The sequence below is a fragment of the Paraburkholderia sp. SSBN10T genome, from assembly GCF_056619545.1.
This window is the reverse complement of the sequence record NZ_JBWQQI010000010.1, coordinates 176054-201183: the sequence shown is the minus strand read 5'-3', so window position 1 is coordinate 201183 and position 25130 is coordinate 176054. Positions and strand designations below refer to the sequence as shown.

The window sequence follows — 25130 nt, the reverse complement described above, 5'->3', positions numbered from 1 at the left end:
GGCCGCACCGCAGAATTCGTCCTTGTTCACCGCCATGACTGCTCACACGCTTCAACTCGACCACCTTGTGATCTCCGCCCGCACGCTCGACGAGGGCACCCAGTACGTCGCCGATACGCTCGGCGTGGCGCCGGCCGGCGGCGGTGCGCATGCGCTGATGCGCACCCACAACCGCCTGCTGAACCTGTGGGGCGGCGTGTATCTGGAGGTGATTGCCATCGATCCGCAGGCCGAGACGCCGGCCAGCGACACCGCGGCACGCCCGCGCCTGTTCGCGCTCGACGCGCCAGCGACCCACGCGCGGCTGGCAAATGGCCCGTACCTGTCGCATTGGGTGGTACGAGTGGAGCGGCCGCGGAATCTGGTCCGCTGGCAAACCCAGTATCCGCAGCGCATTCCGCCGGTCGTGCCGATGAGCCGCGGCGCGTTCCGCTGGGGTCTTGCGGTGCCGGACGACGGCGCCTTCCCGAGCTGGCAGAGCGCCGGCGACGGCATTGTGCCGACGCTGATCCAGTGGGACACGGCGCAGCACCCGTCGGCGGTGCTGCCGGAAACCGGCATGGCGCTGAAGTCGCTCAAGGCGGTGCACCCCCAGGCCGAAGCCGTCGAAGCCCACCTGGGCTGGCTCGGCGCAGCGCACCTGATCGCCGTGTCCGCGCAGCAGGAGGCTGAAAATGCTGCCGCTGAACCCGCACTGGTCGCCGAAATCGAGACCCCGGCGGGCCTACGCATCCTGAAATAGTTGCACGAGCGCCCCACCCGGCGCAGCCAACCGGGGCGCATCTCGCCTTAAGAAGCGCGCGTAGCCAGGCGACTCGCGCGATAATTGAAGTTTTTGACGAATCCGATCCAGCAACACCTGACGAGGAATCCATGGACCAAAGCGACCTTCAAGCCCCCACGTGGCAACTTTCCGAACGCGCACGCAAGCTCACCAGCTCGGCGATTCGCGAAATCCTGAAGGTCACCGAGCGGCCGGAAGTCATTTCGTTTGCGGGCGGCCTGCCGTCCCCGGCCACCTTCCCCGCCGAGCGCATGCGCGAAGCATCCGACCGGATCCTGCGCGATTCGCCCGCCGCGGCGCTGCAATACAGCGCGACCGAAGGCTATCTGCCGCTGCGCGAATGGATTGCCGCGCGCTATTCGGTGAACGGCGCGCAGATCCGCGCCTCGCAGGTGCTCGTCACCACGGGCTCGCAGCAGGCGCTCGATCTGCTCGGCAAAGTGCTGATCTGCCCGGACAGCCCCGTGCTGGTCGAAACCCCCACCTACCTGGGCGCGCTGCAATCGTTTTCAATGTACGAGCCGCGCTACGTCCAGGTGGCCACGGACGACAACGGGCTGATCCCCGCGGCGCTCACCCCCGAACTGACGGCCGGCGCGCGCCTGCTGTACGCCCAACCGAACTTCCAGAATCCGACCGGCCGCCGCTTGCTGCTCGAGCGCCGCCGCGCACTCGCCGAGATGGCGAAGAGCGCGCCGTTCCCGATCATCGAAGACGATCCGTACGGCGCACTCGACTACGCGGGCGAACCGCTGCCGACCATGCTGTCGATGGCGCGCGACCATATCGTGCACCTCGGCTCGTTCTCGAAGGTGCTCGCCCCGGGCCTGCGCATCGGCTACATCATCGCCCCCGAAGAACTGCACTTCAAACTGGTCCAGGCCAAGCAGGCCACCGACCTGCACACGCCGAGCTTCACGCAGCGCATCGTCCACGAAGTCGTGAAAGACGGCTTCCTCGACACGCACGTGCCGACCATCCGCGCGCTCTACCGCGACCAGTGCGCAGCCATGCTGGCCGCACTCGAACGCTACATGCCGGAAGGCGTAAGCTGGAACCGCCCGGAAGGCGGCATGTTCATATGGGTGAATCTGCCCGGACAGATCGACAGCATGAAGCTGCTCGAAGAAGCGGTCGCGCAGAATGTCGCCTTCGTGCCGGGTGGTCCGTTCTATGCTGATAAGGCGCAGGCCAACACGCTGCGCCTGTCGTTCGTCACGGTGCCGCCTGCCAAGATCGACGAAGGTGTGGCCCGCCTCGCGGCGCTGATCCGCGCACGCGTCTGAGTCCGCCTGCCCTTACTCTCCCTTACTTACCAGGACACGCCATGTCTCAAGCAAATGTGTACGACAAGCTGAAGGAACTGGGCATCGAACTGCCCACCGCCGGCGCACCCGCAGCGGCCTATGTGATGAGCGCCCAGAGCGGCAACACGGTTTACCTGTCAGGCCACATCGCCAAGAAGGACGGCAAGGTGTGGGCCGGCAAGCTCGGCGCCACGCTCTCCACCGAGGAAGGCAAGGCCGCCGCACGCTCGATCGCCATCGACCTGCTGGCCACGCTGCACGCGCATGTGGGCGACCTGAACCGCGTCAAGCGGATCGTCAAAGTGATGAGCCTCGTCAATTCGACGCTCGATTTCACCGAGCAGCATCTGGTCACCAACGGCGCGTCGGAACTGATCGCCGACGTGTTCGGCGAGCGCGGCAAGCACGCGCGCTCGGCCTTCGGTGTGGCGCAGATTCCGCTGGGCGCCTGCGTCGAGATCGAGATGATTGCCGAAGTCGAATAAGCCTGCCGCTTGCCGGCGCCGCCCGTTTCACAGGCGGTGTCGGCGGCCTCGCTACCTGCCACGCGTCGTGCGGTGCTCAGCCACCCACGGCGCGTTTTGTTTGGTACTCACGCCTCACCGGCCCACGGCCACCACTACTTTTCGGCAATAGGCCTTTTTCGAATATTGTTATTGCGCTTTTAGTCAATCAGTCCAATAAAAATACTCAAAAACCACACAAAAAATTACTGCATGCCGGTGGCCGGAACCCCAATCCCACAGTAGAATCGGCGCGTCGCGCCACTCAATTGCTAATGATTCCCATGCCCGCTCGCACTGTCCGCTTCAAACAAGTCGACGTCTTCACTGCGGTGCCATTCAAAGGCAATCCGCTGGCAGTCGTGTTCGACGCCGACGATCTCGACGACGCCCAGATGCAGGCCATCGCCCACTGGACCAATCTGTCGGAGACCACCTTCCTCCTCAGACCGACCGAGCCGGCCGCGGACTATCGCGTGCGCATCTTCACTATCCAACGGGAACTGCCGTTCGCCGGTCATCCCACGCTGGGCACGGCGCATGCATTGCTCGACAGCGGCTATCAGCCGAAAGTGCCGGGCAAACTGCTCCAGCAATGCGGCGCCGGCCTCGTTGAACTGAACGCACAAGAAGGCGGCGCATGGGCCTTCGCCGCGCCGCCCGCGCGCGTCACCCCCTTGCCGGCAGATTTGTACGCAACACTTGCGCAAGCGTTGCGCAGCGACGCCGTCGATTTCAGCGCCCCGCCCTGCGCAACCGACAACGGGGTGCCCTGGCTGGTGGTGCGCCTGAATTCGGCCGCCGCCTGCCTCGCCATCGAGCCGGATGCAGCAGCACTCACGCGCGTCGTCAAAGCGGCCGGCATGGATGGCATCGCACTCTACGGTCCGCACGACGCCGACGGCCCGGCCACTTTTGAAGTACGCTGCCTGATGATGGGTGGCAGCCTCGGCTTCGGCGAAGACCCCGTGACCGGCAGCGCGAACGCGGCAATCGCGGGATTGTTGAGCGCGCAGCAGCGGCGCCCTGGCCTCTCTTACACCGCACGCCAAGGCACTGTGCTCGGCCGCGCGGGCCAGGTGTTCGTGCGCTACGACGACCCGGCGGGCAAGACGTGGATCGGCGGTCCCGCGGTCACCGTCGTCGACGGGACCTTCACGCTGCCCTAGTCGGGCCGCGTCGGGCATCGCACCACGCCGCGCAGATTGCATGCAAAAAACACGCTCGCGGCGCTTGCCCACCTGGGCCAAGCTTGTCCACAAAACGCCTTGTCAGGACAACTCGATGTCGCACCGATGTAAGAATGGCCGGCAACGCTTGGGCACAGGAACAGGTTACGGCTCGACGAACTCCTCGAAAATGCCCGCCCGGCGTGCGTTGCGCCACGGCGGCTGCACAACGGCAGAGCATGCGGCCCGCATGCCTGACAGGGCGAGCGTATACCCGCAGCATGGCCCCTTCCTTAATCCATTGGCATTCAGTAATATCGAACGGTATCCGTTGACCCATAGGCGGTCTGGCAAGACGCCACGCTCTTTCCTCCTGCGCAGCAGTCTCGGCACCTCGCTCACCATGCAGCCAATCTCGAAACCAGCGCAGTCGATGTACACGAAGCCGCTGCGGAGCGGCACACGGGCGTGGTCCACCCGATGAGTCAGTCCCGCTTCTTTGCGACGCGCGATGCACGGCACCGCCAGGATGCGGTTGCGCCGCGTCGTCGTGCGCTGCTTGCGATTCCCGCGCTCGGCGTGCTCGTGCTGATCCTGCTATGGGCGGTGATCTTCGCGCGCCTGTCGGTCGAGAAAGACGCGACCACGCGCGAGGCGATGGCCTCTGCTGCAATCCTCTCCGCGGCGCTCGAACAGCATACGGTCAAGGCCATCCATCAGGTCGACCAGATCACGCGTTTCGTGAAGTACGAATTCGAGAAGACCCCCAGTCATTTCGATCTCGCCAGCACGGTCGAGAAAGGCGTCGTGCAGAGCGACACCCTGGTGCAGGTTTCGATCATCGACGAACGCGGCCTGCTGGTATCGAGCACCGCCGAGCAAAATCCCAAGCAGATCGACCTGTCCGATCGCGAGCACTTCAAGGTCCACGAGCACGAGAACGACGACCAGTTGTATATCAGCAAGCCGGTGCTCGGCCGCGTATCGGGTCAGTGGACGCTGCAGATGACGCGCCGTCTCAACCACGCGGACGGCTCGTTCGCCGGCGTCGTGGTGGTCTCGGAAGATCCCAGCTACTTCACCAGCGACTTCTACAACAATGCGGCGATCGGCCGCGACGGCGTGATTGCGGTGATCTCGGACAGCGGCACGGTGCTCGCGCGGCGCACCGGCAACGCCGACGCCTCCAGTAAATTCTCCGCCAGCGGTTCGTACCCGAGCTCCGAGCACGTCTCGGGCACCTATGTCGATTCGATCGACAACGTCACGCGCATCTTCTCTTACCGGCATATCGACGGCTATCCGCTCGGCGTGCTGGTTGGCCTCTCGCAAGCCGAGGAGTTCGCCGACTACAATCACACGCGCAACGTCTATCTGCTGATGGCGGGCTTCATCTCGCTGGCCATGCTCAGCTTCTTCGCGGTCGCCACCGGGCTGATCGGCAAGTTGCTGGGCCGCGAGCGCGAGATGACGCATCTGGTCGAATACGACCTGCTGACCGGCCTGCGCAACCGCTATGCGACACTCCAGAGCCTGCGCCACGACGTCGCCAATCCGGCCAACCTGAGCCGGCTCGCGATCCTCTTTATCGACCTCGACAACTTCAAGACCGTCAACGACACGCTCGGCCACAATGCCGGCGATATCGTGCTGCAGATGACCGCCTCGCGCCTGGCTGACGCGATCGGCGACGGCGGCGATCTGAGCCGCATCGGCGGCGACGAGTTCGTGGTGGTCATCAAGGGCGACGAGGTCGAGAAGCGCGCTGTCGATCTCGCGGAAGCCGCGGCCGAGGTCTTCGCCAAGCCGTTCGAAGTGCGCGGCAGCGCATTCGTGCTGCATGCGAGCATCGGTATCGCGCTCTATTCCGTGCCGAACGAAAGCGAAATCGACCTGCTGAAAAAAGCCGATCTCGCCATGTACAGCGCGAAAGACGCCGGCAAGAACTGCTATCAGTTCTACTCGCCGCAGCTCTCGCACCGTGCGGACCATCTGATGAAGTGGGAGCAGCAACTGCGCGTGGCGCTCGCGGAAGGTCAACTGTTCCTCGCCTACCAGCCGAAGATCGACCTGACCCGCCGCTGCATCACCGGCTTCGAAGCACTGGTGCGCTGGAACCATCCTCAGCATGGGCTGATTCCGGCCAATGAATTTATCCCGGTGGCCGAATCGACCGGCCTGATCGTACCGATCGGCGACTTCGTGATCGAGACCGCCTGCCGCCAGTTGGCGCAATGGCAACAGCAGGGCTACGACACGTTGTCGCTGGCGGTGAACATCTCGGCCGTGCAGTTCTGGCGCGGCGACCTGTACGAAACCATTTCGCATGCCATCGAGGAAACCGGCATCTCGGCGCGCCGCCTCGAACTCGAGATTACCGAGACCGCGATGATGGAGTACCCCGAACTCGTCTCCGAGAAAATCTTCGCGTTGAAGCGTCTCGGCGTGCGCATCGCGCTGGACGACTTCGGCACGGGCTACTCGTCGCTGTCGTATCTGAACCGCTTCTCGGTCGATACGCTGAAGGTGGACCGCTCGTTCGTGCAAGCGATCCCCGGCGACCGCAGCGTCTGCGTGATGGTGACGGCCATCGTCAACCTGGCCCGCTCGCTCGGGCTCACCGTGGTGGTCGAAGGCACCGAGACCGAGGAACAGATCGCCTGGCTCGCGGCGCTCGGTCATATCGAAGCGCAAGGCTTCCTGTTTTCGCGCCCGGTTCCGGTCGACGCAATTCCTGCGCTGCTCGAGCGCTTCGGCGTATGCGGAATGCCTGAACGGCGCACCGTCCGGGAACCCTCTGCAGATAGCACTAGCGCAACTTCGAGCACCAGCGGACAATCCGCCTGAGCTGAGCGCACCGGTCCGAGCGTGCGCCCATGCGCAACGAATATATTCAAGAGTACTGAAACATCGCGCGCCGTTCCGGCCATGCAAGGCGCACGACATAACAATACGGCCGCAATCAATCAGCAAGTCCGGTGGGCCCGGCGTGCAGACCGTTATGTACATGATCACCAGTCAGGACGCCATCAGGCGAGGCGAACGAGAACCGTTGTGGACGCTGTTCCGGGTCGTGTGCGGCCTGTCGGCGCTGTCATGGGGTGGACTCGCGCTGATGGCGCAACTAGAGAATCATTACGTCGAACGCGAAGGCCGCTTGTCGCGCGTCGCCTTCTCCGATCTGATCGCACTGGCGTGGATGGTGCCAGGCCCCGTGGGCTGCAACGTCGCCGTGCAGGTGGGCCATGCGTTACGCGGACGCGCCGGCGCGTGGGTGGCGGGCATCGCCAGCGTGCTGCCGTTCTTCACGTTGATGACACTGTTCGCGATCTTCTACCGCACGCCCTTCGTGCGGGCCGTCGCGTCGCAGACCCTGCTCAATCATTTCAGCGTCGTGCTAGGCATGCTGATCGCGGTCACCTGGTACAAGCAGACCCGCGCGCTCGTGCGCGGCAAGCTGGAATGGATCGCAGCGCTGCTCGGCTGTGCCACGCTCGCCTATGCGCGCAGTCCGGCCGCTTATGTTGCGATGCTGGCGGTGGCGTTTGCGGTGGGCTGGTTCAATAGTCCCGCGCACAAGGTGCGGATCAAGGTGTCGGTGGCGCGCCGCGACCTGCAACTGGCAGCGGCCCTGTGCGTGCTGCTGGCGTTGTTCGCGCTTCCGTTACCGTTACCGTTGCCGCATCGCTACGAACTGGCGCTGCTGTGGCCGCGTCTCGCGGGTGCGGGCATGACGCTGTTCGGCGGCGGCTTTTCGGCGCTGCCGGTGTTGAAAGCGCTGTTCGTCACGCCCGGCATCGGCGTGTCCGATAACGATTTCACGCTGGCATTCTCGCTCTCACCGCTGTCGCCTGGGCCGCTGCTGAACGTGGTGCCGTTCTTCGGCTACCTCGTCGACGGCTGGCCCGGCGCATTGATCGCCACGCTCGCGCTGTTCGTGCCGTCGGGGTGTCTGGTCGTCCTCGCGCAACGCAATCTGCATCAGTTGAAAGCCAACCCGCGCTTCGAACAAGGCATGCGGATTCTGCGGGCGGTGACCACGGCGTTTCTCGCGATCGCCGTGCTGCGGATCGCGCAGCGTGTGCCGCTGCAACCGCAGTACCTGGTGACCGCTGTGTTCTCGGGGATGTGCTTTGCGAAGCTGAAGGTGCCCGTCTATGTCGTCTACGGTACGGTTGCCTGCGTATGCGGGCTATGGCTCGCCTATGCGGCGATGGGGTAGGCGGTGCCTGAAGGTAGGCGATGCCTCCTGAAGCACCGAGAGCGGCGCGGCCCGCGCCGAGCAGCCCCCTTGCGTCTCTGCCCTACACCGCCTGCGTCGCGTCGCTCAACGCGAGCGCGCCGCGGTAAACCCTCCGAAGAACGAGCGGGCATTCGCCTCGAGGCTCTCGAGATGATAGCCACCCTCCTGCACGATCACCGAAGGCAGGTCCAGCGCGCCGATCGCTGCGCCTAACCGGCCGAAACCTTCGGTCGTCACGGCCACGCGCGCTTGCGGATCGTCCTTGTAGATATCGAAACCGAGCGCCAGCACCAACGCGTGCGGCTCGAACCGCTTGAGCACGCGCAACGCGTCGTCCAACCGCTCGAAGAACACGCGCTCGGACGATCCATGCGGCATCGGCAGGTTGACGTTAAAGCCATCCCCGGCCCCAACGCCACGTTCGTCCTCGTAGCCGGCCACGACCGGGTAGAAATTGGTCGGATCGCCGTGAATCGACACGTACAGCACATCGTCGCGTCCGTAGAAGATTTCCTGTACGCCTTGCCCGTGATGCATATCGGTATCGAGAATCGCGACGCGCCCGTATTGCTTGCGCAGCGCCTGGGCTGCGATGGCGGCGTTGTTCAGATAGCAGAAACCGCCCGCCGCAGCGGCGCGCGCGTGGTGGCCGGGCGGACGGCACAGCGCGTACGTCTCGCGTGCGCCGCCGTTGACCGCAGCCGCCGCGGCAAACGCGCTTTGCGCCGACCAGTAGGCCGCACGCCAGGTGGACTCGCCAACCGGGCAACTGCCGTCGGCGAGATACCGGGCGGCCTTGGCGAGAATGCCGCGCAAAGGGTTCGGCTCGCGCACGTAGATATTCGACATGACCTCGTCGCCCCAGTCGTCGGGCATCTGCTTCCACTCGGCGTACGCTTCTTCGAGGAAACGCAGGTAGTTCATGTCGTGAACGGCGGCGATGGCCGCCATGCCGGAATCGGCCGGTTCGCGGATGTCGAAGTCGAGCGACTTCACTGCGGCGACGAGGCGCGCGGCTCGTTCCGGTACTTCCTGGGCCGGACGCATCTGACCACGCGACAGGTAGCTGTGCGGATGATGCAGCAGTTGCTCGGGATGGAAGAAAGTTTGCATGGTCGATCCTTGTGGTTGCGGCCTGGGCCTGGACCATCGTCAGGACATAGGTTAGCCCATATCCGGCCTTGGCGAACCACTGCGCCCCCGGTTGCCCGCCCCTGCGCGCGCCGGAAGCATGCAGCGGTACTCGCTGGCGGAGCGGATCGTAGGGCCGGCCAGCCGGACTTAAACCCCGCCCGACAGCACGGCCACGCCGATCGTCACCACACCCAACACCAGATTGACGACCACCAGACGCCGCACGGTGCCGACCGCACGAGCGCCGTCCGGCCAGTTCTGCGCCTGGACGGCGCGACGGATACGCGGAAACACCGCGAAGCGGATATGCCCGAAGATCAGCATCATGACGATACCGAGGCCAGCCATCGCATGCAGTTGCCACGAAGCATGCGCGCCGCCGAAGCGTGTCAGCAGGAAACCACCGGTCAGCAGAATGACGATTACCGAAGCGGCGACCCAGTTGAAGAAACGCCCGAACACCGATTCCCACAGCGGCAAGCGCAGTTGCGGCGACAAATCGGCCAGCGCCGGGCGCAGGCAAAAATGCGCGAAGACCATCCCGCCCACCCACACGGCTACAGCGAGCAGATGCAAAAAGAGCGCGAGTTCGACGGCTTGGGTCATGTTGTTTTCCTCTCTCGATGATGGCGTGCCGCTTGTTGCCCTGGAGCATGGGCTGGTAAAAGAACAGGCCTGCTGAGCAGGCCCGCCGCCTTGCCGGACGCGGCTATTGACCGCATTCGACCGCGCGCCGTGCACGCAGTTCCGCGGTTCATCGCGCTCGCCATCGTTTTATTTGTTGTGCCGGCGCGCTGTGTGCTGCGCCGATCCCCGAATGTTGCTTGCTCGCCGCGTGCGCCGCCTGTGGTTGAAGGACGGCGCACGCGCTACTGCTGGTTACTTCGTCACGTCACGCGGACAATACCGGCCGCATGCCCGCTACCTTCAGCTTCGTGTCCGGCGCGCGGCCCTTGCGGGCACGCTTGCCGATATGCGGCGTGAGTGCCGCGCCGCCCAGCGTTTCCTCATACGCTTTGCCGCCACGGCCAGTGCCGATCAGCACGACGCCGGCCTTGCCGATCGCCAGCGCCTGGGTCAACGCTTCCTTCTCGTCGAGCGCCATCAGCGTGACGCCACGGCCGCCGCCCGAGAGCGTCTTCATCTCGTCCAGGCCAAACACCAGCAAACGGCCGCCGCCCGACAGGCAGGCAACATGGGTCGCATCGGGCAGCATCGGCATCGGTACGAGCGGCGCGGCGCCCTCGTCGATCGTCATGAAGGACTTGCCGGCCTTCACGCGGCTCACCATATCGCCCACCTTGGCGATAAAGCCGAAGCCGTTGCTCGATGCCAGCAGCAACGCCTGATCCGCCGGAGCTGCGTAGTAGTGCATCAGATGGCTGCCCGACTCGAGTTCGATCAGCGAGGTGACCGGCACGCCGTCGCCGCGGCCGCCCGGCAGCAGCGCCACCGCAACCGAATAGACGCGCCCGTTGCTGCCCCACGCAATCAGCGTATCGGGCGTGCGGCACTGGAACGCCGCGTAGAGCGCGTCGCCGGCCTTGAAGGTGAAGCCGGCCGGATCGAGCCCGTGGCCCTTCAGCGCCCGCACCCAGCCCTTTTGCGACATCACGACCGTCACCGGTTCGTCGACCACGCGCGCTTCGAAGGTTGCGCGCTTTTCCTGCTGGATCAGCGTGCGGCGCTCGTCGCCGTATTGCTTCGCGTCGGCTTCGATTTCCTTGATGAGCAGGCGCTTCATCGCCGATTCGCTGCCGAGCAGCTCTTCGAGCTTGGCCTTCTCGTCGCGCAACTCGGCCAGTTCCTTCTCGATCTTGATCTTTTCCAGCCGCGCCAACTGACGCAGACGGATTTCAAGGATGTCCTCGGCCTGGCGATCCGACAGGCCGAACGCGGCGATCAGCGCGGCCTTCGGCTCGTCCGACTCGCGAATGATGCGGATGACTTCGTCGATATTCAAAAAGACGATCATCCGGCCTTCGAGGATGTGAATCCGGTCGTCGACCTTCGAGAGGCGGTAGCGCGTGCGGCGCGTGACGGTGGCGAAGCGGAAGCCTATCCACTCCTGCAGGATTTCGGAGACGCCCTTCTGACGCGGCCGGCCGTCGGCGCCCACCATCACCAGATTCAACGAGGCGTTCGATTCGAGGCTCGTATGCGCGAGCAAGGTGTTGACGAACTCGGTCTGGTCGATGCGGCTCGACTTCGGCTCGAACACCAGACGCACCGGCGCGTCCTTGCCCGATTCGTCGCGCACGGCATCGAGCAGCGCGAGCATCGTCTGCTTGGTCTGCAGTTGCTCGGGCGTGAGCGCCTTCTTGCCGAGTTTGATCTTCGGATTGGTCTGCTCTTCGATTTCCTCGAGCACCTTCTGCGCGGCCGTGTTCGGCGGCAGCTCGGTAATCACCAGTTGCCATTGGCCGCGGGCGAGGTCTTCGATCTTCCAGCGCGCGCGCACCTTCAGGCTGCCGCGACCGCTCTCGTACGCCGCGGCGATTTCCGCTTCGCTCGAAATGATCTGGCCGCCGCCGGGGAAGTCCGGTCCCGGGACGAGCTGCATCAATTCGGCGGGCGACAGTTTCGGGTTGCGGATCATCGCGACCGCAGCCGCTGCGACTTCGCGCAGGTTATGCGACGGGATTTCGGTCGCGAGACCCACGGCGATCCCGGATGCGCCGTTCAGCAGCACAAACGGCAAACGCGCGGGCAGCAGACGCGGCTCGTCGAACTCGCCGTCATAGTTCTTCATGAAATCGACCGTACCCTGGTCGATCTCATCGAGCAGCAGTTTGGCGATAGGCGTCAGGCGCGCTTCCGTGTAGCGCATCGCCGCTGCGCCGTCGCCGTCGCGCGAACCGAAATTGCCCTGGCCGTCGATCAGCGGATAGCGCATCGAAAAGTCTTGCGCGAGCCGCACCAGCGCGTCGTACGCCGACTGGTCGCCGTGCGGGTGATACTTGCCCAGCACGTCGCCGACCACGCGCGCCGACTTGACCGGCTTCGCGTTATCGGAGAGACCCATGTCGTTCATGGCAAACAGGATGCGCCGCTGCACCGGCTTCTGGCCGTCGCAGACATCGGGCAGCGCGCGGCCCTTGACGACGCTCACGGCGTAGTCGAGATAGGCGCGTTCGGCGTAGTTGCCGAGCGTCAGGGAGTCGCCGGGCGGCGGCGCCTCGGTAAAGAGATCAGGCGTGTTGTCGTCCATCTAGATTCCGTATCCGTATGTGGCGTGAAGTATCGCTACGCGAGCAGGCCAACGACCGCCGCTCAGATATCCGCTTCGACTTCGTTACCCTTTTCTTCGAGCCAACTGCGGCGCGAGGCCGCTTCGCCCTTGCCCATCAACATCGTCATGCGGGCGACGGTGGCGTCGTAATCGAGCTCACCCAGCGCGACCGGCGACAGGCGCCGCGTATCCGGGTTCATGGTGGTGTCCCACAACTGCTCGGCGCTCATTTCGCCGAGGCCCTTGAAGCGGCTGATCGACCACTGCGTCTCGCGCACCCCATCCTTGCGCAGCTTGTCGAGGATCGCCTCCAGTTCGCCTTCGTCGAGCGCGTACAGCTTCTGTGCAGGCTTCTTGCCGCGGGCCGGCGCATCGACGCGGAACAGCGGCGGACGCGCCACGCACACATGCCCCCGCTCGATCAGTTGCGGGAAGTGCTTGAAGAACAGCGTGAGCAACAGTACCTGGATGTGCGAACCGTCCACGTCCGCGTCCGAGAGAATGCAGATCTTGCCGTAGCGCAGGTTGGACAGGTCGATGCGATCGTCGGGGCTGTGCGGATCGACGCCGATTGCCACCGAAATGTCGTGCACTTCGTTGTTGGCGAACAGGCGATCGCGCTCGGTCTCCCACGTGTTGAGCACCTTGCCGCGCAGCGGCAGGATGGCCTGGTATTCCTTGTCGCGGCCCATCTTGGCCGAACCGCCGGCTGAATCGCCCTCGACGAGGAACAGTTCGTTGCGGGCGATATCGGTGGATTCGCAATCGGTCAGCTTGCCCGGCAGCACCGCCACGCCCGAACTCTTGCGCTTTTCGACCTTCTGGCCGGCGCGCGTACGGGCTTGCGCCTGCTTGATGACGAGATCCGCGAGTTTCTTGCCGTGCTCGACGTGCTGGTTCAGCCACAGTTCGAGCGCTGGACGCGCAAACGACGACACCAGTTTCACCGCGTCACGGCTATTCAGACGCTCCTTGATCTGCCCTTGAAACTGCGGATCGAGCACCTTCGCCGAAAGCACGAAGGAGACGCGCGCGAACACGTCTTCGGCAAGCAGTTTCACGCCCTTCGGCTGCAGGTTGTGCAGTTCGACGAAACTCTTGACCGCCTGAAAGAGACCGTCGCGCAGGCCGGATTCGTGCGTGCCGCCGGCCGGTGTCGGAATCAGGTTGACGTAGGACTCGCGCGTGAGCGGACCTTCCTCGCTCCACGCCACGACCCACGCCGCACCCTCGCCTTCAGCGAAGGTGTCTTCGCTCGAACGCGAGTTTTCCGCGTAGCGCTCGCCTTCGAACAGCGGAATCAGCAGGTCGCTGCCGTTCATGCCTTCGAGCAGATAGCCGCGCAGACCGTCTTCGTACTTCCAGCTTTGACGCTCGCCGGTTTTCTCGTTGACCAGCGTGACTTCGACGCCCGGCAACAGCACCGCTTTCGAACGCAGCAGACGCTGCAGTTCGCCGAGCGGCAGGTTCGGTGAGTCGAAGTACTTGGGGTTGGCCCATGCGGTGACGCGCGTGCCAGACTTCTTCTCGCCTTTGGCGGCGGCGCGCACTTCGAGCGGCCTCGCCACATCGCCGTCGGCAAAGCCCAGCTCGGCCACCTTGCCGTCGCGCCACACGGTGACGTCCAGACGCGTAGACAGAGCGTTGGTGACCGACACGCCGACGCCGTGCAGACCGCCCGAAAACGTGTACGCGCCGCCGGCGGCCTTGTCGAACTTGCCGCCTGCGTGCAGGCGAGTGAAGACGATTTCGACGACCGGCACGCCTTCTTCCGGGTGCACGCCGAACGGGATGCCCCGGCCGTCGTCGTCGACCGACACCGAGTGGTCCGCGTGCAGCGTGACCGTAATCTGCCGGCCGTAGCCGCCGAGGGCTTCGTCCGACGCGTTGTCGATGACTTCCTGAATGATGTGCAGCGGATTTTCGGTGCGGGTGTACATGCCGGGTCGTTGCTTGACCGGCTCGAGGCCCTTCAACACCTTGATCGACGCTTCGCTATACGCGGCGTTTGGCTTTTTCGTAGACATGGTTGACTCGGGTCCGTCGGTTCATCGTTGTCCACAGGTCCTGTGGACAGGTCCGTGGACAATGCGTTGAGTTTTCAAAAAAAGCGAAACGAAACAACGGGGTGGGTGGGGTGCCCGCACGGCGGGCAAAACTGTTTTCTGGCTGGCTTCTTCCCAGCGCCGCGCCACAGCGGCGCAGTCGGCGCGAGCGCTCGGGGGAAGCCTGTTCGCGAGGTATTGTACTGATTTCGATACGGGGAGCAATTTGCCGGATGTCCGATTGGCCGTTTGGCGGGAGCGGCGCCCACCCTTCACTTGCGCCGGCTCTCCAGCTCCTCCCACCGCTCCATCGCCACCAGCAGCTCTTCGTCGATCTCCGCGTAGCGAGCCGTCAGCCGCGTGCCTTGGGCGGCATCCTTCGCGAAGATCGAACCGTCTTCGAGTTGCGCGCCAAGCGCCTTTTGCTCCGCTTCCAGTGCGGCGATTTGCGCCGGCAGCGCCTCCAGTTCGCGCTGCTCCTTGAACGACAGCTTGGCGGTGCGCTGCGTACTACGGCCCGCCGCGGCCGCCCCGCTATCCTTCGGGGCCGCGTCCCTGGCGGATTCTTTCTGCGCGTCCTGCGCCATCTGCTGCGAACGGTCGCGCTGGATCTGCCAGTCAGTAAAGCCGCCGACATACTCGCGCCACTTGCCCGCCCCTTCCGAAGCGATCACCGAGGTGGCGACGTTATCCAGGAACGCGCGATCGTGGCTGACCAGCAGCACCGTGCCGTCGTATTCCGTGAGCAGTTCTTCGAGCAGTTCGAGCGTGGGAATATCGAGGTCGTTGGTCGGTTCGTCGAGCACCAGCACGTTGGCCGGCCGTGCGAACAGACGCGCCAGCAGCAGGCGGTTGCGCTCGCCGCCCGACAGCGACTTGACCGGCGAACGCGCACGCTCCGGTGCGAACAGGAAGTCGCCGAGATAGCTCATCACGTGCTTTTTCTGGCCGTTGACCTCGACCCACTCGCTGCCCGGGCTGATCGTATCCGCGAGACTCTTCTCCAGATCGAGTTGCGCGCGCATCTGGTCGAAATAGGCAACCTGCAGATTGGTGCCGATGCGCACCGTGCCTTCGTCCGGCGGCAACTCGCCGAGAATCATCTTCAGCAGCGTGGTCTTACCCGCGCCGTTCGGGCCGACGAAGCCGATCTTGTCGCCGCGCATGACCGTGGCCGTGAAGGTGTCCACCACGGTGCGCGAACCGTAGCGCTTGGTGACATCGGTCAGTTCGGCGACGATCTTGCCGGACTTCTCGCCCTGCCCCACGTCCAGCTTGACGTTACCTTGCACGTTGCGGCGCTCGGCGCGCTCTTCGCGCATCTGCACGAGCCGCGCGATCCGGCCGACGCTGCGCGTGCGGCGCGCTTCCACGCCCTTGCGGATCCACACTTCTTCCTGCGCAAGCAGCTTGTCGAACTTGGCCGCTTCCACCTGCTCGATTTCAAGCTGCTGCGCCTTGCGGGTCTGGTAGGCGCTGAAATTGCCCGGATACGACAGCAGACGGCCGCGATCCAGTTCGACGATGCGCGTGGCCACGCGGTCGAGAAACGCGCGATCGTGGGTAATGAACAGCAGGCCGGCGCGCAGCGAGACCAGCAGTTCTTCGAGCCAGCGAATGCCTTCGAAGTCGAGGTGGTTGGTCGGCTCGTCCAGCAAGAGGACGTCCGGTTGCACCACCAGCGCCCGCGCCAGCGCGACGCGCTTTTGCATGCCGCCCGACAGCGAGCCGACCCGCGCCTCGCCGTTCAGCCCGATCTGCTGCAGCGTGGTGGCCACGCGCGTGCTCCAGTTCCAGGCATCCGCGTGGTCCAGCGCCGATTGCAGCGTGTTCATGCGCGACATCAGCTCATCGTGCTGCGGACCTTCCGGCTCGTCGGCAAGCTGGTTGGCGACCACGTCATATTCGTCCAGCAGCGCGCGGGCGTGGGTCAGGCCGGCGGCGACCGCCTCGAACACCGTGTCGTCCGTATCGAACTCCGGCTCTTGCGGCACATAGATCGTGGTCAGGTTTTGCTGGCGCGTGACGAGGCCGTCGTCCGGCTTGCTCAGATCGGCGACGATCTTCAGCAGCGATGACTTGCCCGCGCCGTTGCGGCCGATCAACCCGACGCGCTCGCCCGCTTCGAGAGAGAAATCCGCGTGATCGAGCAACGCGACGTGACCGAACGCCAGTTGCGCCCCGGTAATGGTGTAAAGCGACATGGAGAATTGGCAGAAGACAGCAATGAGCAGGAACCGCCCATTGTACCGGGCGCGCGGGCGGATGCCCGGGTGCCGGAAGAGATAGGCCAGATGGCCGGCTTGCGAACGGGGCGGCACGGCGCCCCGCCGGGCGCGCCAGGCGTCGTTACTGGACGTGAACCGTAATGGTCTGGCTCATCTCCGGGCCGTACGAACGATGCGCGCCATCGCCGAATTGCAGCGTCAGCGTGTGATCGCCGGGCGGCAGGGTCAAAGTGGTCTCCGTCTGACCCTTGCCGAAATGGAGCGACTTGTCCGTCACGGGGATCACCTGGCCCTTGGGCATCGGCGCGCCGTCGATCAGCAGGTGATGGTGGCCCGTGCCCTCGGTCATCGTGCCGGCCGGCGCAATCGTCATGCCCTCGATGCCGAATACCACGTGCACCGGATTGCTCACCGTGGCGCCGTCCTTCGGCTCGACGAAAAACACCCCTTCCGCCTGAGCGACAGCCGAGACGGCGAGCAATCCGGCGCACATCACACCTGCCAACCACTGCTTGGTAAACATCGTGTTCTCCTTGAGGAAAGCGGTCAGGCGCGGCATGCCTCGCAACGCCGAGAGCCACGCAGCACGCGGGATTCGAGCGCTGCCGGAGCCGGAGCGCCGCCTGCGGCACGACGCGTAATCGATGAGTCCGCAGCCCGCTCTTCAAAGCATATACCGTGGATGTGACACCGTTTAACCGATGCATGCACTGCGACAAAGGTCCAGATCAGCGAGTTGACAAATTCCGGTAATATTGCGGGTCGCCGCGCGCCCCAAAAAGGGGCAGAGTGCGCGGATCTTGCATTGAACTGAAGAAAGAGTGTGTCGTGAGCGAAGTGATGGTTGAGTACAAAAGCTGGGTCTGCCTGATTTGCGGCTGGATCTACAACGAAGAAGAAGGTCTGCCGGAAGAAGGCATTGCGGCGGGCACGCGCTTCGCCGAGATTCCGGAAGACTGGCGCTGCCCGCTTTGCGATGTGAGCAAGGCGGAATTCGCGGTTGTGGAGTTCTGAAGCAACTGCATCACTGCTGGCTGTGCGCGGCCCGAGAGCCGCTGCGGCGCCTGCCGATCTGAACGGCCTGGCTGGGTTGACGCCCGCTGGGCCGTTTTGTTTCCGGGATGGAAACGGTGTCCCGCCGCAGCCTGCAGAGCCAATCTGTAGTAAGAGCGCAGCAGAAAACCAGGGCCGACAAGGCAGCGTGCCGACCCACCTCTTGCATCACAGGCCCCCAAGCATGTCAGCCGTGAGCGCTACAGTCTCGCCGGTCTGCGCGGAGCGTGTTGCCGCCTCGGCGCAGGCAAGAGCCGCTATCCCGTCTGCAAGCGTCACCGGCACGGGCGTGCCTGTCTTGATGGCGTGGATGAACGCGGCCCATTCTGCCTCGTACGCGCGCATGTATCGCTCGAGGAAGAAATAGACGGGTTTCGCGGATCTTGTGCCTTCGCGGGTGATCTTTTCGATCGTGTTCTCAAGTTCATTCTTCGCCGCAAGAAGACCTTCGGAGCCGAGAAGCTCGATACGCTGATCGTACCCATACCCCGCCCGGCGGGAATTCTTCACCACGGCGATGCGACCGTCGGCCCACGAGAGGGTCACCACAGCCGTGTCCACGTCTCCCGCCGCGCCGATCTCAGGGTCGACAAGGGACGAGGCTGTCGCAGTGACCTTTGATGGCGGCCCGCCCATCATCCAGCAGGCGATGTCGAAGTCGTGAATCATCATGTCGCGGAACAAGCCGCCCGATACCTTGATGTAGGAAACAGGCGGAGGAGCCGGATCGAAGGAAGTGATGGCCAGCAGCTCGGCCTTGCCAATCTCCCCGCTGTCGACGGCCGCCTTCAGCGCGGCAAAATTTGGGTCGAAGCGACGATTGAAGCCAATCATGACCGGGTTGCCTGTCCTCGCCACCTTGGCCTGACATGCCAGCGCGCGCTCGAGCGCCAGGTCCACAGGTTTCTCGCACAGTATCGCCTTTCCTGCCGCCGCTGCGCGTTCGATAAGGTCGGAATGCGTGTCCGTTGAGGTTGCGATCAGTACCGCGTCGATCGCAGAGTCGGCGAGGATGTCGTCAACGGAACGAACCGCAGCTTGATAACGGGCGGCAAGCTTCTGTGCTGAATCTGCGGCGACATCGGCCACGGCCACCAGCGTGCAGTCGGGATTGGCAGAGATCGACCTGGCGTGGACTTGACCGATCCGGCCTGCACCCAAAAGGGCAATTTTTAACATGTTAGAGAGCCTTTCATGCGAAGTTTCACAAACAATCAAATCATCTTTGATTGCCCGCAATTGTTATGGACTGCGATATATGTAGAAAAAAGCGCTTGAATCTGTTTCAGGCTCAAGCCTCATCGCCTTGACGGCCAACGCCCTTTACAGCCTAGACCGTGAAGGCCTCCCGGAAGCGGCGCAATGCAACTTCGTCGTCGCCGCTTGCCCACGCCTCCATGGCGACCACGCCACGATATCCGGCTTCTGCCAGCGCCCTTGCAACTGCCGGGTAATTGATCTCTCCCGTGCCCGGCTCGCAGCGCCCCGGAACATCGGCAACCTGGATTTCTCCAACAAAAGGCAGCGCGCTGCGGACCAGTTCGATCAGGTTGCCCTCGCCAATCTGTGCGTGATACAGGTCGAGATTGAGGCGCAGATTCGGGCTGTCGACTGCCTTCACCAGTTCGAGCATGTCGGCCGCTTTTGCAAAAGGGACGCCTGGATGATCGACTGCCGCATTGAGGTTCTCGAGGCAGAAAATAACCCCCGCGCGACGCCCAAGTTCCGCCACTTGCTTTAGCGTACGCTGCGCGGCAAGCCACATCGCCCCCGTCACGAAGGGTGTTGGCTTGACGGGCATGCCGTTGCCGTCAAGACCCGTCCCATGCAGGTTTAAACGAGGGCAGCGTAGCCGCTTCGCCACCTCGATGGATTGCTCGGCGGTCTGGATCAGCGCCTGAGCTCCGCTTTCCGTGATCAGATCGCCTTCGATATATCCAGTCATCGAAGAGAACGATGCGCCTGTCTCCTGTAGCGCCGCGATATCGTGTTGTGTCCAGTTCCATATCTCCACGTGGAATCCGAGCTCAGCGATTTTTCTCACGCGCTCGGTGAAGGGGAGCTGGCGAAAAACCATTTCAGCGCATACAGCCAGTTGAAACATGATGAACCTCTGATGGGTAATGTCCGGGATAGTGCAGCGCAAGCCAGCGTGAATTCCTGCGCGATGACGAGGCCGGCTTCAGCGGTACTGTCCGGCGTACTTTTCGACGAGCGCAACGTTGCCTCCCGTCACAAAGCCCGGTCCAGTGTCTGCTCCGTTCGGGCCGAAGCGCGGCGTGAGGCCATAAGTCTTGATACGCTGCTGAAACTTAGGATTGCCTTGCAGTGCGGCGATGGCCTTGTGAATATCAAGCGTTTTGTCCTGTTTCATCAGCGTCAGCAGTGCAACCGGGATATAGCCTTGCAAGTAGGGCTGCTGATCGATGGCAAACGCTACCGTGCCTGCCTCGATGCCTTTGTCGATTTCCGGTGTGAGGTCGAAGGTGGCGAAGAAGATCTTGCCCGTCAGGCCGAGCTTGGCGACTGCCCGCAGCGCAGGGACGGCCGACGTCGGGCCCAGAGCCAATACGGCCTGCGTTTCTGGGTGCGCGTGCAGTGCTGCAAAGACCTTGTTTTCTACCTGGATGGGGTCATTGCCGGAATCGAGCGTGGACTTCCTGAAGTCGGCACCGATTGCTTCGGCGAAACCGCGGCAGCGGTCAAACGAGGAGGGGTTGGTCACATTGTTATTCACGCACAGGAAGCTTTTGACCCCAGCGGCCTTGGCGCGCTCGCCGGCCTCCTTGCCTGCCACATACTCCGGCTGGCCGACATGCAGCAGCGCGCCCAGTTCCCTGCTCTGCTGCGCGGTTCCAGAATTGTAGGTGATGACGGGGATACCTTTTGCCACGATGGTCTTGACAGGGGCACGCACGACATCCATGTCGGCGATCGTGGTGGCCACGCCGTCATAGTTGCGGGCAGCGGCCTGTTCCAGCAGATGAACCATGTCGGCGAGGTCGCCATTCGGCGGGTTGCGATAGTCGACCGAGACGGCGAAGTCTGTTTGGGCATCGACGATGCCGTTCTTCACGACGTTCCAGAACGGATCTGCATCGGGCGCGTGGGATACGACGACAAACCTGACTCCCTGTGCGACCGCGCTTACGCTGAATGCCACCGTCGCCACGACGGCGATGAAGCGTGCCACTCCTTTCATGCTTGTCTCCTATGTCGACCGGAGTTAGCGCTTCAGCGCTTACTCCGGTCCCATGCTTTGCGGTCGACCAGAGCTGGCGCTTTGGCGCTTGCTGCAGTCCCATTCAAGATGGTTGCCATCTGATTATGTAGTCGGCCCGTCTGCAAACGGGTCCGTGCCTGCATCCTATGACAATGCTCTCCGGGCGGCTGCGAAAGAAATGTCCATTTTGGTTATTCTCATTGTTATCATTAACTTATAGTGAAAATTACCTGCCTGGAGGAGACCCATCATGCTGGCGTACGACCGGCTCGCGGCCATCGCGGCAATCGACAAGGTGGCGGACATACTGCGCACCGAACTCGGCGACGAGGCGCCGGCGATCTGGCCGGTCATCGCGGCCCTCTTGCAGAATCATCTGCGCGACCGGCCAATGACTATCACCTCACTTGCCGATCTGTCCGGGTTGCCGCGTACCAGTGCGCGTCGCATCGTGTTTGCGCTGAAGGCTAGAGGCTGGCTCGAATTTCGCGGCGTATTGGGTTCCGGCAATCGGGCTGCAGTCATCCCGACTGCGTTGCTGCTCGATCGCCTGGACAGAATCACCGAACAGACGGTGAAGATGATTGTCAGCGCCAGTCGCGATGGCTCAGTTGACCGCTTCGATGCCGGGAGATTTACCCGGGACTCAGGTATTCCGTGGCCGCGCCCTGCCACTGACGGCTTCAATGATTCTGTCGAGTTAACGCTTGTCGCTTACGAAGACCCGGTGTTTGACATCCTCAAACGCAACCGATCCGACATCGAGCGATTCCTCGGGCATCGTATGCGTATCATGACCTTTCCTCAGGACACCTACTGTACCGCGCTCGACAAGGCGCTCACGGACCCTTCATCGGTCGAAGCCACGGGACCGCTACTTGCGGCAATTCCGTTCCCGTGGCTCGCAGAACGGTGCGAAAACGGTCGCTTGCTTGAACTGCAAACCTTGCAAGCCGAGAGCAGCTTCTCGGGATCGGACTTTTATGATGCGGTGTGGCAGGCGGGTTGGTCCGAAGGACAGCTATACGCCATTCCGCTGCAGCCCACCGTCGACTTTCTCTGGTACCGGCAAGACCTGTTCGAGGCTGAAGGGCTCGAACCCCCTCGGAGCTTCGACGATGTGCTTCGCTGTGCAGCCCGACTGCAACGCCCGAGTCAGGACCGCGCAGGTATCACATGGAGTGCCGCGCCAGGTTTGCCGCTTGCAGAATCGTTCCTGCAGATTCTCGGCGCGCAGGGAGGCGTCGATTTCGACAATGGCGTCCTGCAGGTCGATACCGAAACAGGCAGGCAGGTCATCGAGTACCTTCGCGCGCTGGTTCCCTGGTCGCCTGCCCAGCTTCGCAGCGTGCACTGGTCGCGTAACGCGCAGATCTTCGGCTCGGGAAAGGCTGCGATGTGCTATCACTGGTCGAATCGCTACGGCATGCTCGACAGTCATGCGCTGTGGCAGAAGGGCGGTCGCGTTGGGCTTCAATTGCACCCGACATTCGTGCGCGACGCGGTACCGTTATCGCCGCTTGGCGGCGCCTTGCTGGCGATACCCTCGAGGAATGGCGAAGCGGCTTCCCGCCGGGCGTGGCGGGCGATCGAAACCTTGACATCGCCCGAACTCATGAAGTATTTCGTGCTTCACGGCGCCGCTGGCAGTGCCCGCCATTCCGTCGCCGAAGACTACTACGTACTGCAGCGCAATCGCGTCATTGAAGTCATCGATCAACTGGCCAAGAAACGCCAGGTCAGAGCGTTTCCGTTCCCGGTGGTCTCCGGCTATCACGACCTGACCCAACTCCTGAGTGACCATCTCGAATCCTTGTTGTTCGATGGAGATCAGGACATCCGCAAGCGGATTGGCAAACTTCAGAGTGCCTTGGCACGGGCGCATCGGGGGCGCAAGCGAGGAGCGCAATGAAGCGGGCGCGATCCAATCGTACATCGTGAGGCGCTCCGGTCCTTCGCAAGTTCGTCTGCCAAGCATGGACCGTCCGCCAGGCTGCGCGGTCTGCGCACGGCTCGCCCGTTCGATACTGGTTTACCCGGCCCGGTTGCAAGTAGAAAAATGCCACCCAATCTAAGTTTTATACATGGACCCATCACCTTCCGGCCGATTAACCTTGCCACATGATGTTCGATACGCTTTTCGCCGGAATCGGCATCGACCACGCAAAAAATACAATCAGCCAAAGGAGATAAACTTGAGCAGCGAAACTACCGCAGGCCGTTAGCCTGCCCCGCCGTTAACGGCCTCCGACCCGACAGGCAACAGTCCGACGGGCCGCCCCGAGACCGACCCTCCATCTGCAAGACCGTGGTGTATCCGATCGTATCGGCACGATCGATCGCTCATTGCATGGCATTTATATTAGCTCTGCGAATGAAATAAATTCATAAAAGCATCGACATTCCGATGCGGATAAAAATGGAGTTCTCGCATGAAAAGGTTTATCACACTTGCATCCGGCGCAGTCGTGTCTTGCGCGTTCGCCTCCGCTGCGTTCGCGCAGTCGTCGGTCACACTCTATGGCGTGCTCGACAATGGCTTCGTCTATCAGAGTTCGGGCGGCAACAGTTCGGCGATCCGCGCGGTACCCGGTGGACTCTTCGCGACACGCTACGGCTTCAAGGGCAGCGAGGATATCGGCGGCGGCCTGCACGTCAATTTCCAGTTGGAGCAAGCCTTCTCCGGTCAGACGGGTGCAGCAACCAACCCGGCCGAAGCCTTTAATCGTCTGGCGTATGTCGGTCTCTCCGGCGGCTTCGGAGAAGTCCGCTTCGGCTTGCAGAACTCGCCGCAATACGACGTCCTCCAGACGGCAATGGACCCGTCCTGGGTTAAAAGCATCGCCTCGCCCATGAATAATTTCAACGGCCTGATCATCCGCGCGAACAATGGCATTTCCTACTACACGCCCACGGTCGATGGGCTGAATGCGAAATTCATGGTGGCATTGCGCGATTCGACGACCGGGTCGGGCAACGGCATAGGGTTCTACAACGTTGTCATCCAGTACATCAACGGGCCGTTGAATGTGGCGGCCGGCTACGAACGGGGAGACGAACCTGGCGTCGGAGCGGGAGGCAGCTATACGATTGCGGGTGGTGCTGCCGCGGGTCCTGGCGCGGTATTTAACGTGTTCAACGCGGGGGCCTCGTATGCGATCGGCGCCGACCGCATCTGGCTGGCCTATCACACGGAGAACCTGACCAATACGCCGAAATACATGCAGCACGACGTCTACCAGATATCGGACTCGTATCAACTCTCGCCATTTGCTTTAATTTCCCTGATGTACGGTTATCTGTACGATCGCACGGGAGCGGGCAACAATGCGCAGCAATTGGGCCTGCTTTTCGAGTATTTCCTGTCCAAATCGACCGAGCTCTATACAGCGGCCGGCTTTATCCAGAACAGGCATCAGGCTCAATACACACTTTCCGGCACCGCTTATTCGGGCCTTACGGTCACTCCCGGCACCGACACGCGCGGCATCGGGGTCGGTCTGGTACACAAGTTTTGAGGCGGCGATAGGGACCCCTTGGGTCACCGTACGCGTTGGACATCGACGCCGACACACCCCAGCCTTGCGTACCGTACGACACGTTTTCGATTTCTTCCGCTGTCGGCCGGCGGTCGCGTTTGTTGCCGGCGTCGATCAAGCGTAGATGGTGAAGCGTCGGCCGGGCGGCGCCGACCGCATCCGACAGCGTCAGACTCAGCAGCGACGCGGTATGGCGCAACACCGTGCCGAGTTTGGAGATATCCATATCGACGGTGTATCCGCCCACATTGGCTTTCTTGCGATCCTGCGCAAACTTGACGATCTGTTGCGTCGTCAGCGCGATGCAAAGTGACTTTCGAACGCGTCCTGCAACCGCTTGTAGTCTTCATTCGATTTGAGCTTGACTGCCCGGTCCGATGCGGCCCGCGCCTCGCGGTACTTCGTGAGACGAGATCGCCCACCGTCACAGTCGCAGCATTGACGGCGTTCTGGCCCTTGTCGGTCTCGACTTCCTTCGCCCGCGCTCCAGCCTCGGCAGTCCCTTTGGTTTTGAACGTTTTTGCTATACTCTGCCCTCGCTGGCGCACCTAGGCACGCCAGCGACTGCCTACTGGCAGAATTGAAGCCAAGGTTTCCCGTCTCAGGGACCGTAGCAGCGCCGGGCCACGTTCCGCTGCTACAGGGTCAATTGGTAGCAAAACTGTAGTAG

General features: G+C 63.0%; 19 protein-coding genes. 10 read left to right on the top strand and 9 right to left on the bottom strand.

Annotated elements, in window-relative coordinates; genetic code table 11:
- The first annotated feature begins 34 nt into the window (after positions 1-34).
- From AC1ECK_RS17780 to AC1ECK_RS17755, 6 genes are all read left to right on the top strand, one after another.
- Positions 35-742 (top strand): VOC family protein, encoded by a 708-nt coding sequence (locus AC1ECK_RS17780; protein ID WP_480321271.1) that lies wholly within the window; start codon positions 35-37, stop codon positions 740-742.
- 131 nt (positions 743-873) lie between these two features.
- Positions 874-2070 carry an aminotransferase-like domain-containing protein gene (locus AC1ECK_RS17775; protein WP_480321270.1) on the top strand — a complete coding sequence of 399 codons (1197 nt, stop codon included), beginning with the start codon at positions 874-876 and terminating at the stop codon, positions 2068-2070.
- A gap of 41 nt (positions 2071-2111) precedes the next feature.
- Complete coding sequence (locus AC1ECK_RS17770; protein ID WP_480321269.1) at positions 2112-2576, top strand: RidA family protein; 465 nt, start codon at positions 2112-2114, stop codon at positions 2574-2576.
- A 302-nt stretch (positions 2577-2878) separates the two neighbouring features.
- The gene (locus AC1ECK_RS17765; RefSeq protein WP_480321268.1) at positions 2879-3763 is read left to right on the top strand and encodes a PhzF family phenazine biosynthesis protein; all 885 of its coding nucleotides are present in this window, start codon (positions 2879-2881) and stop codon (positions 3761-3763) included.
- A gap of 480 nt (positions 3764-4243) precedes the next feature.
- Positions 4244-6610: a bifunctional diguanylate cyclase/phosphodiesterase gene (locus AC1ECK_RS17760; protein WP_480321267.1), complete on the top strand. Its 2367-nt coding sequence runs from the start codon at positions 4244-4246 to the stop codon at positions 6608-6610.
- Positions 6611-6764: 154 nt separating this feature from the next.
- Positions 6765-7985 carry a chromate transporter gene (locus AC1ECK_RS17755; RefSeq protein WP_480321266.1) on the top strand — a complete coding sequence of 407 codons (1221 nt, stop codon included), beginning with the start codon at positions 6765-6767 and terminating at the stop codon, positions 7983-7985.
- 105 nt (positions 7986-8090) lie between these two features.
- On the opposite strand, the gene AC1ECK_RS17750 is transcribed toward AC1ECK_RS17755, so the two are convergent.
- The 6 genes from AC1ECK_RS17750 to AC1ECK_RS17725 all read right to left on the bottom strand — a co-directional run bounded on the left by AC1ECK_RS17750 (position 8091) and on the right by AC1ECK_RS17725 (position 17168).
- Positions 8091-9119, bottom strand: a complete 1029-nt coding sequence (locus AC1ECK_RS17750) for a histone deacetylase family protein (protein WP_480321265.1) — start codon at positions 9117-9119, stop codon at positions 8091-8093.
- A 168-nt stretch (positions 9120-9287) separates the two neighbouring features.
- Positions 9288-9746 carry a CopD family protein gene (locus AC1ECK_RS17745; protein ID WP_480321264.1) on the bottom strand — a complete coding sequence of 153 codons (459 nt, stop codon included), beginning with the start codon at positions 9744-9746 and terminating at the stop codon, positions 9288-9290.
- Positions 9747-10032: 286 nt separating this feature from the next.
- Positions 10033-12351 carry a DNA topoisomerase IV subunit A gene (gene parC / locus AC1ECK_RS17740; RefSeq protein ID WP_480321263.1) on the bottom strand — a complete coding sequence of 773 codons (2319 nt, stop codon included), beginning with the start codon at positions 12349-12351 and terminating at the stop codon, positions 10033-10035.
- A gap of 62 nt (positions 12352-12413) precedes the next feature.
- Positions 12414-14399 carry a DNA topoisomerase IV subunit B gene (locus tag AC1ECK_RS17735; protein WP_480321262.1) on the bottom strand — a complete coding sequence of 662 codons (1986 nt, stop codon included), beginning with the start codon at positions 14397-14399 and terminating at the stop codon, positions 12414-12416.
- A gap of 290 nt (positions 14400-14689) precedes the next feature.
- Positions 14690-16621 carry an ATP-binding cassette domain-containing protein gene (locus AC1ECK_RS17730; protein WP_480321261.1) on the bottom strand — a complete coding sequence of 644 codons (1932 nt, stop codon included), beginning with the start codon at positions 16619-16621 and terminating at the stop codon, positions 14690-14692.
- 145 nt (positions 16622-16766) lie between these two features.
- Entirely contained in the window at positions 16767-17168 is a 402-nt protein-coding gene (locus tag AC1ECK_RS17725) for a DUF4399 domain-containing protein (RefSeq protein ID WP_480321260.1), read from the bottom strand.
- Between the two features lie 317 nt (positions 17169-17485).
- Between AC1ECK_RS17725 and AC1ECK_RS17720 the strand changes: the two genes are divergently transcribed.
- Positions 17486-17659: a rubredoxin gene (locus AC1ECK_RS17720; protein WP_480321317.1), complete on the top strand. Its 174-nt coding sequence runs from the start codon at positions 17486-17488 to the stop codon at positions 17657-17659.
- Positions 17660-17866: 207 nt separating this feature from the next.
- On the opposite strand, the gene iolG is transcribed toward AC1ECK_RS17720, so the two are convergent.
- From iolG to AC1ECK_RS17705, 3 genes are all read right to left on the bottom strand, one after another.
- Positions 17867-18877: an inositol 2-dehydrogenase gene (iolG, locus tag AC1ECK_RS17715; protein WP_480321259.1), complete on the bottom strand. Its 1011-nt coding sequence runs from the start codon at positions 18875-18877 to the stop codon at positions 17867-17869.
- A gap of 151 nt (positions 18878-19028) precedes the next feature.
- Positions 19029-19802, bottom strand: a complete 774-nt coding sequence (locus tag AC1ECK_RS17710) for a TIM barrel protein (protein WP_480321258.1) — start codon at positions 19800-19802, stop codon at positions 19029-19031.
- A gap of 78 nt (positions 19803-19880) precedes the next feature.
- Complete coding sequence (locus tag AC1ECK_RS17705; protein ID WP_480321257.1) at positions 19881-20900, bottom strand: sugar ABC transporter substrate-binding protein; 1020 nt, start codon at positions 20898-20900, stop codon at positions 19881-19883.
- A 271-nt stretch (positions 20901-21171) separates the two neighbouring features.
- Here AC1ECK_RS17705 and AC1ECK_RS17700 point away from each other — a divergent pair, with 271 nt between their 5' ends.
- The 3 genes from AC1ECK_RS17700 to AC1ECK_RS17690 all read left to right on the top strand — a co-directional run bounded on the left by AC1ECK_RS17700 (position 21172) and on the right by AC1ECK_RS17690 (position 24773).
- Entirely contained in the window at positions 21172-22833 is a 1662-nt protein-coding gene (locus tag AC1ECK_RS17700) for an extracellular solute-binding protein (protein ID WP_480321256.1), read from the top strand.
- Positions 22834-23353: 520 nt separating this feature from the next.
- Complete coding sequence (locus AC1ECK_RS17695) at positions 23354-24439, top strand: porin (protein ID WP_480321255.1); 1086 nt, start codon at positions 23354-23356, stop codon at positions 24437-24439.
- Positions 24440-24650: 211 nt separating this feature from the next.
- Complete coding sequence (locus AC1ECK_RS17690; RefSeq protein WP_480321254.1) at positions 24651-24773, top strand: hypothetical protein; 123 nt, start codon at positions 24651-24653, stop codon at positions 24771-24773.
- Positions 24774-25130: the final 357 nt, after the last annotated feature.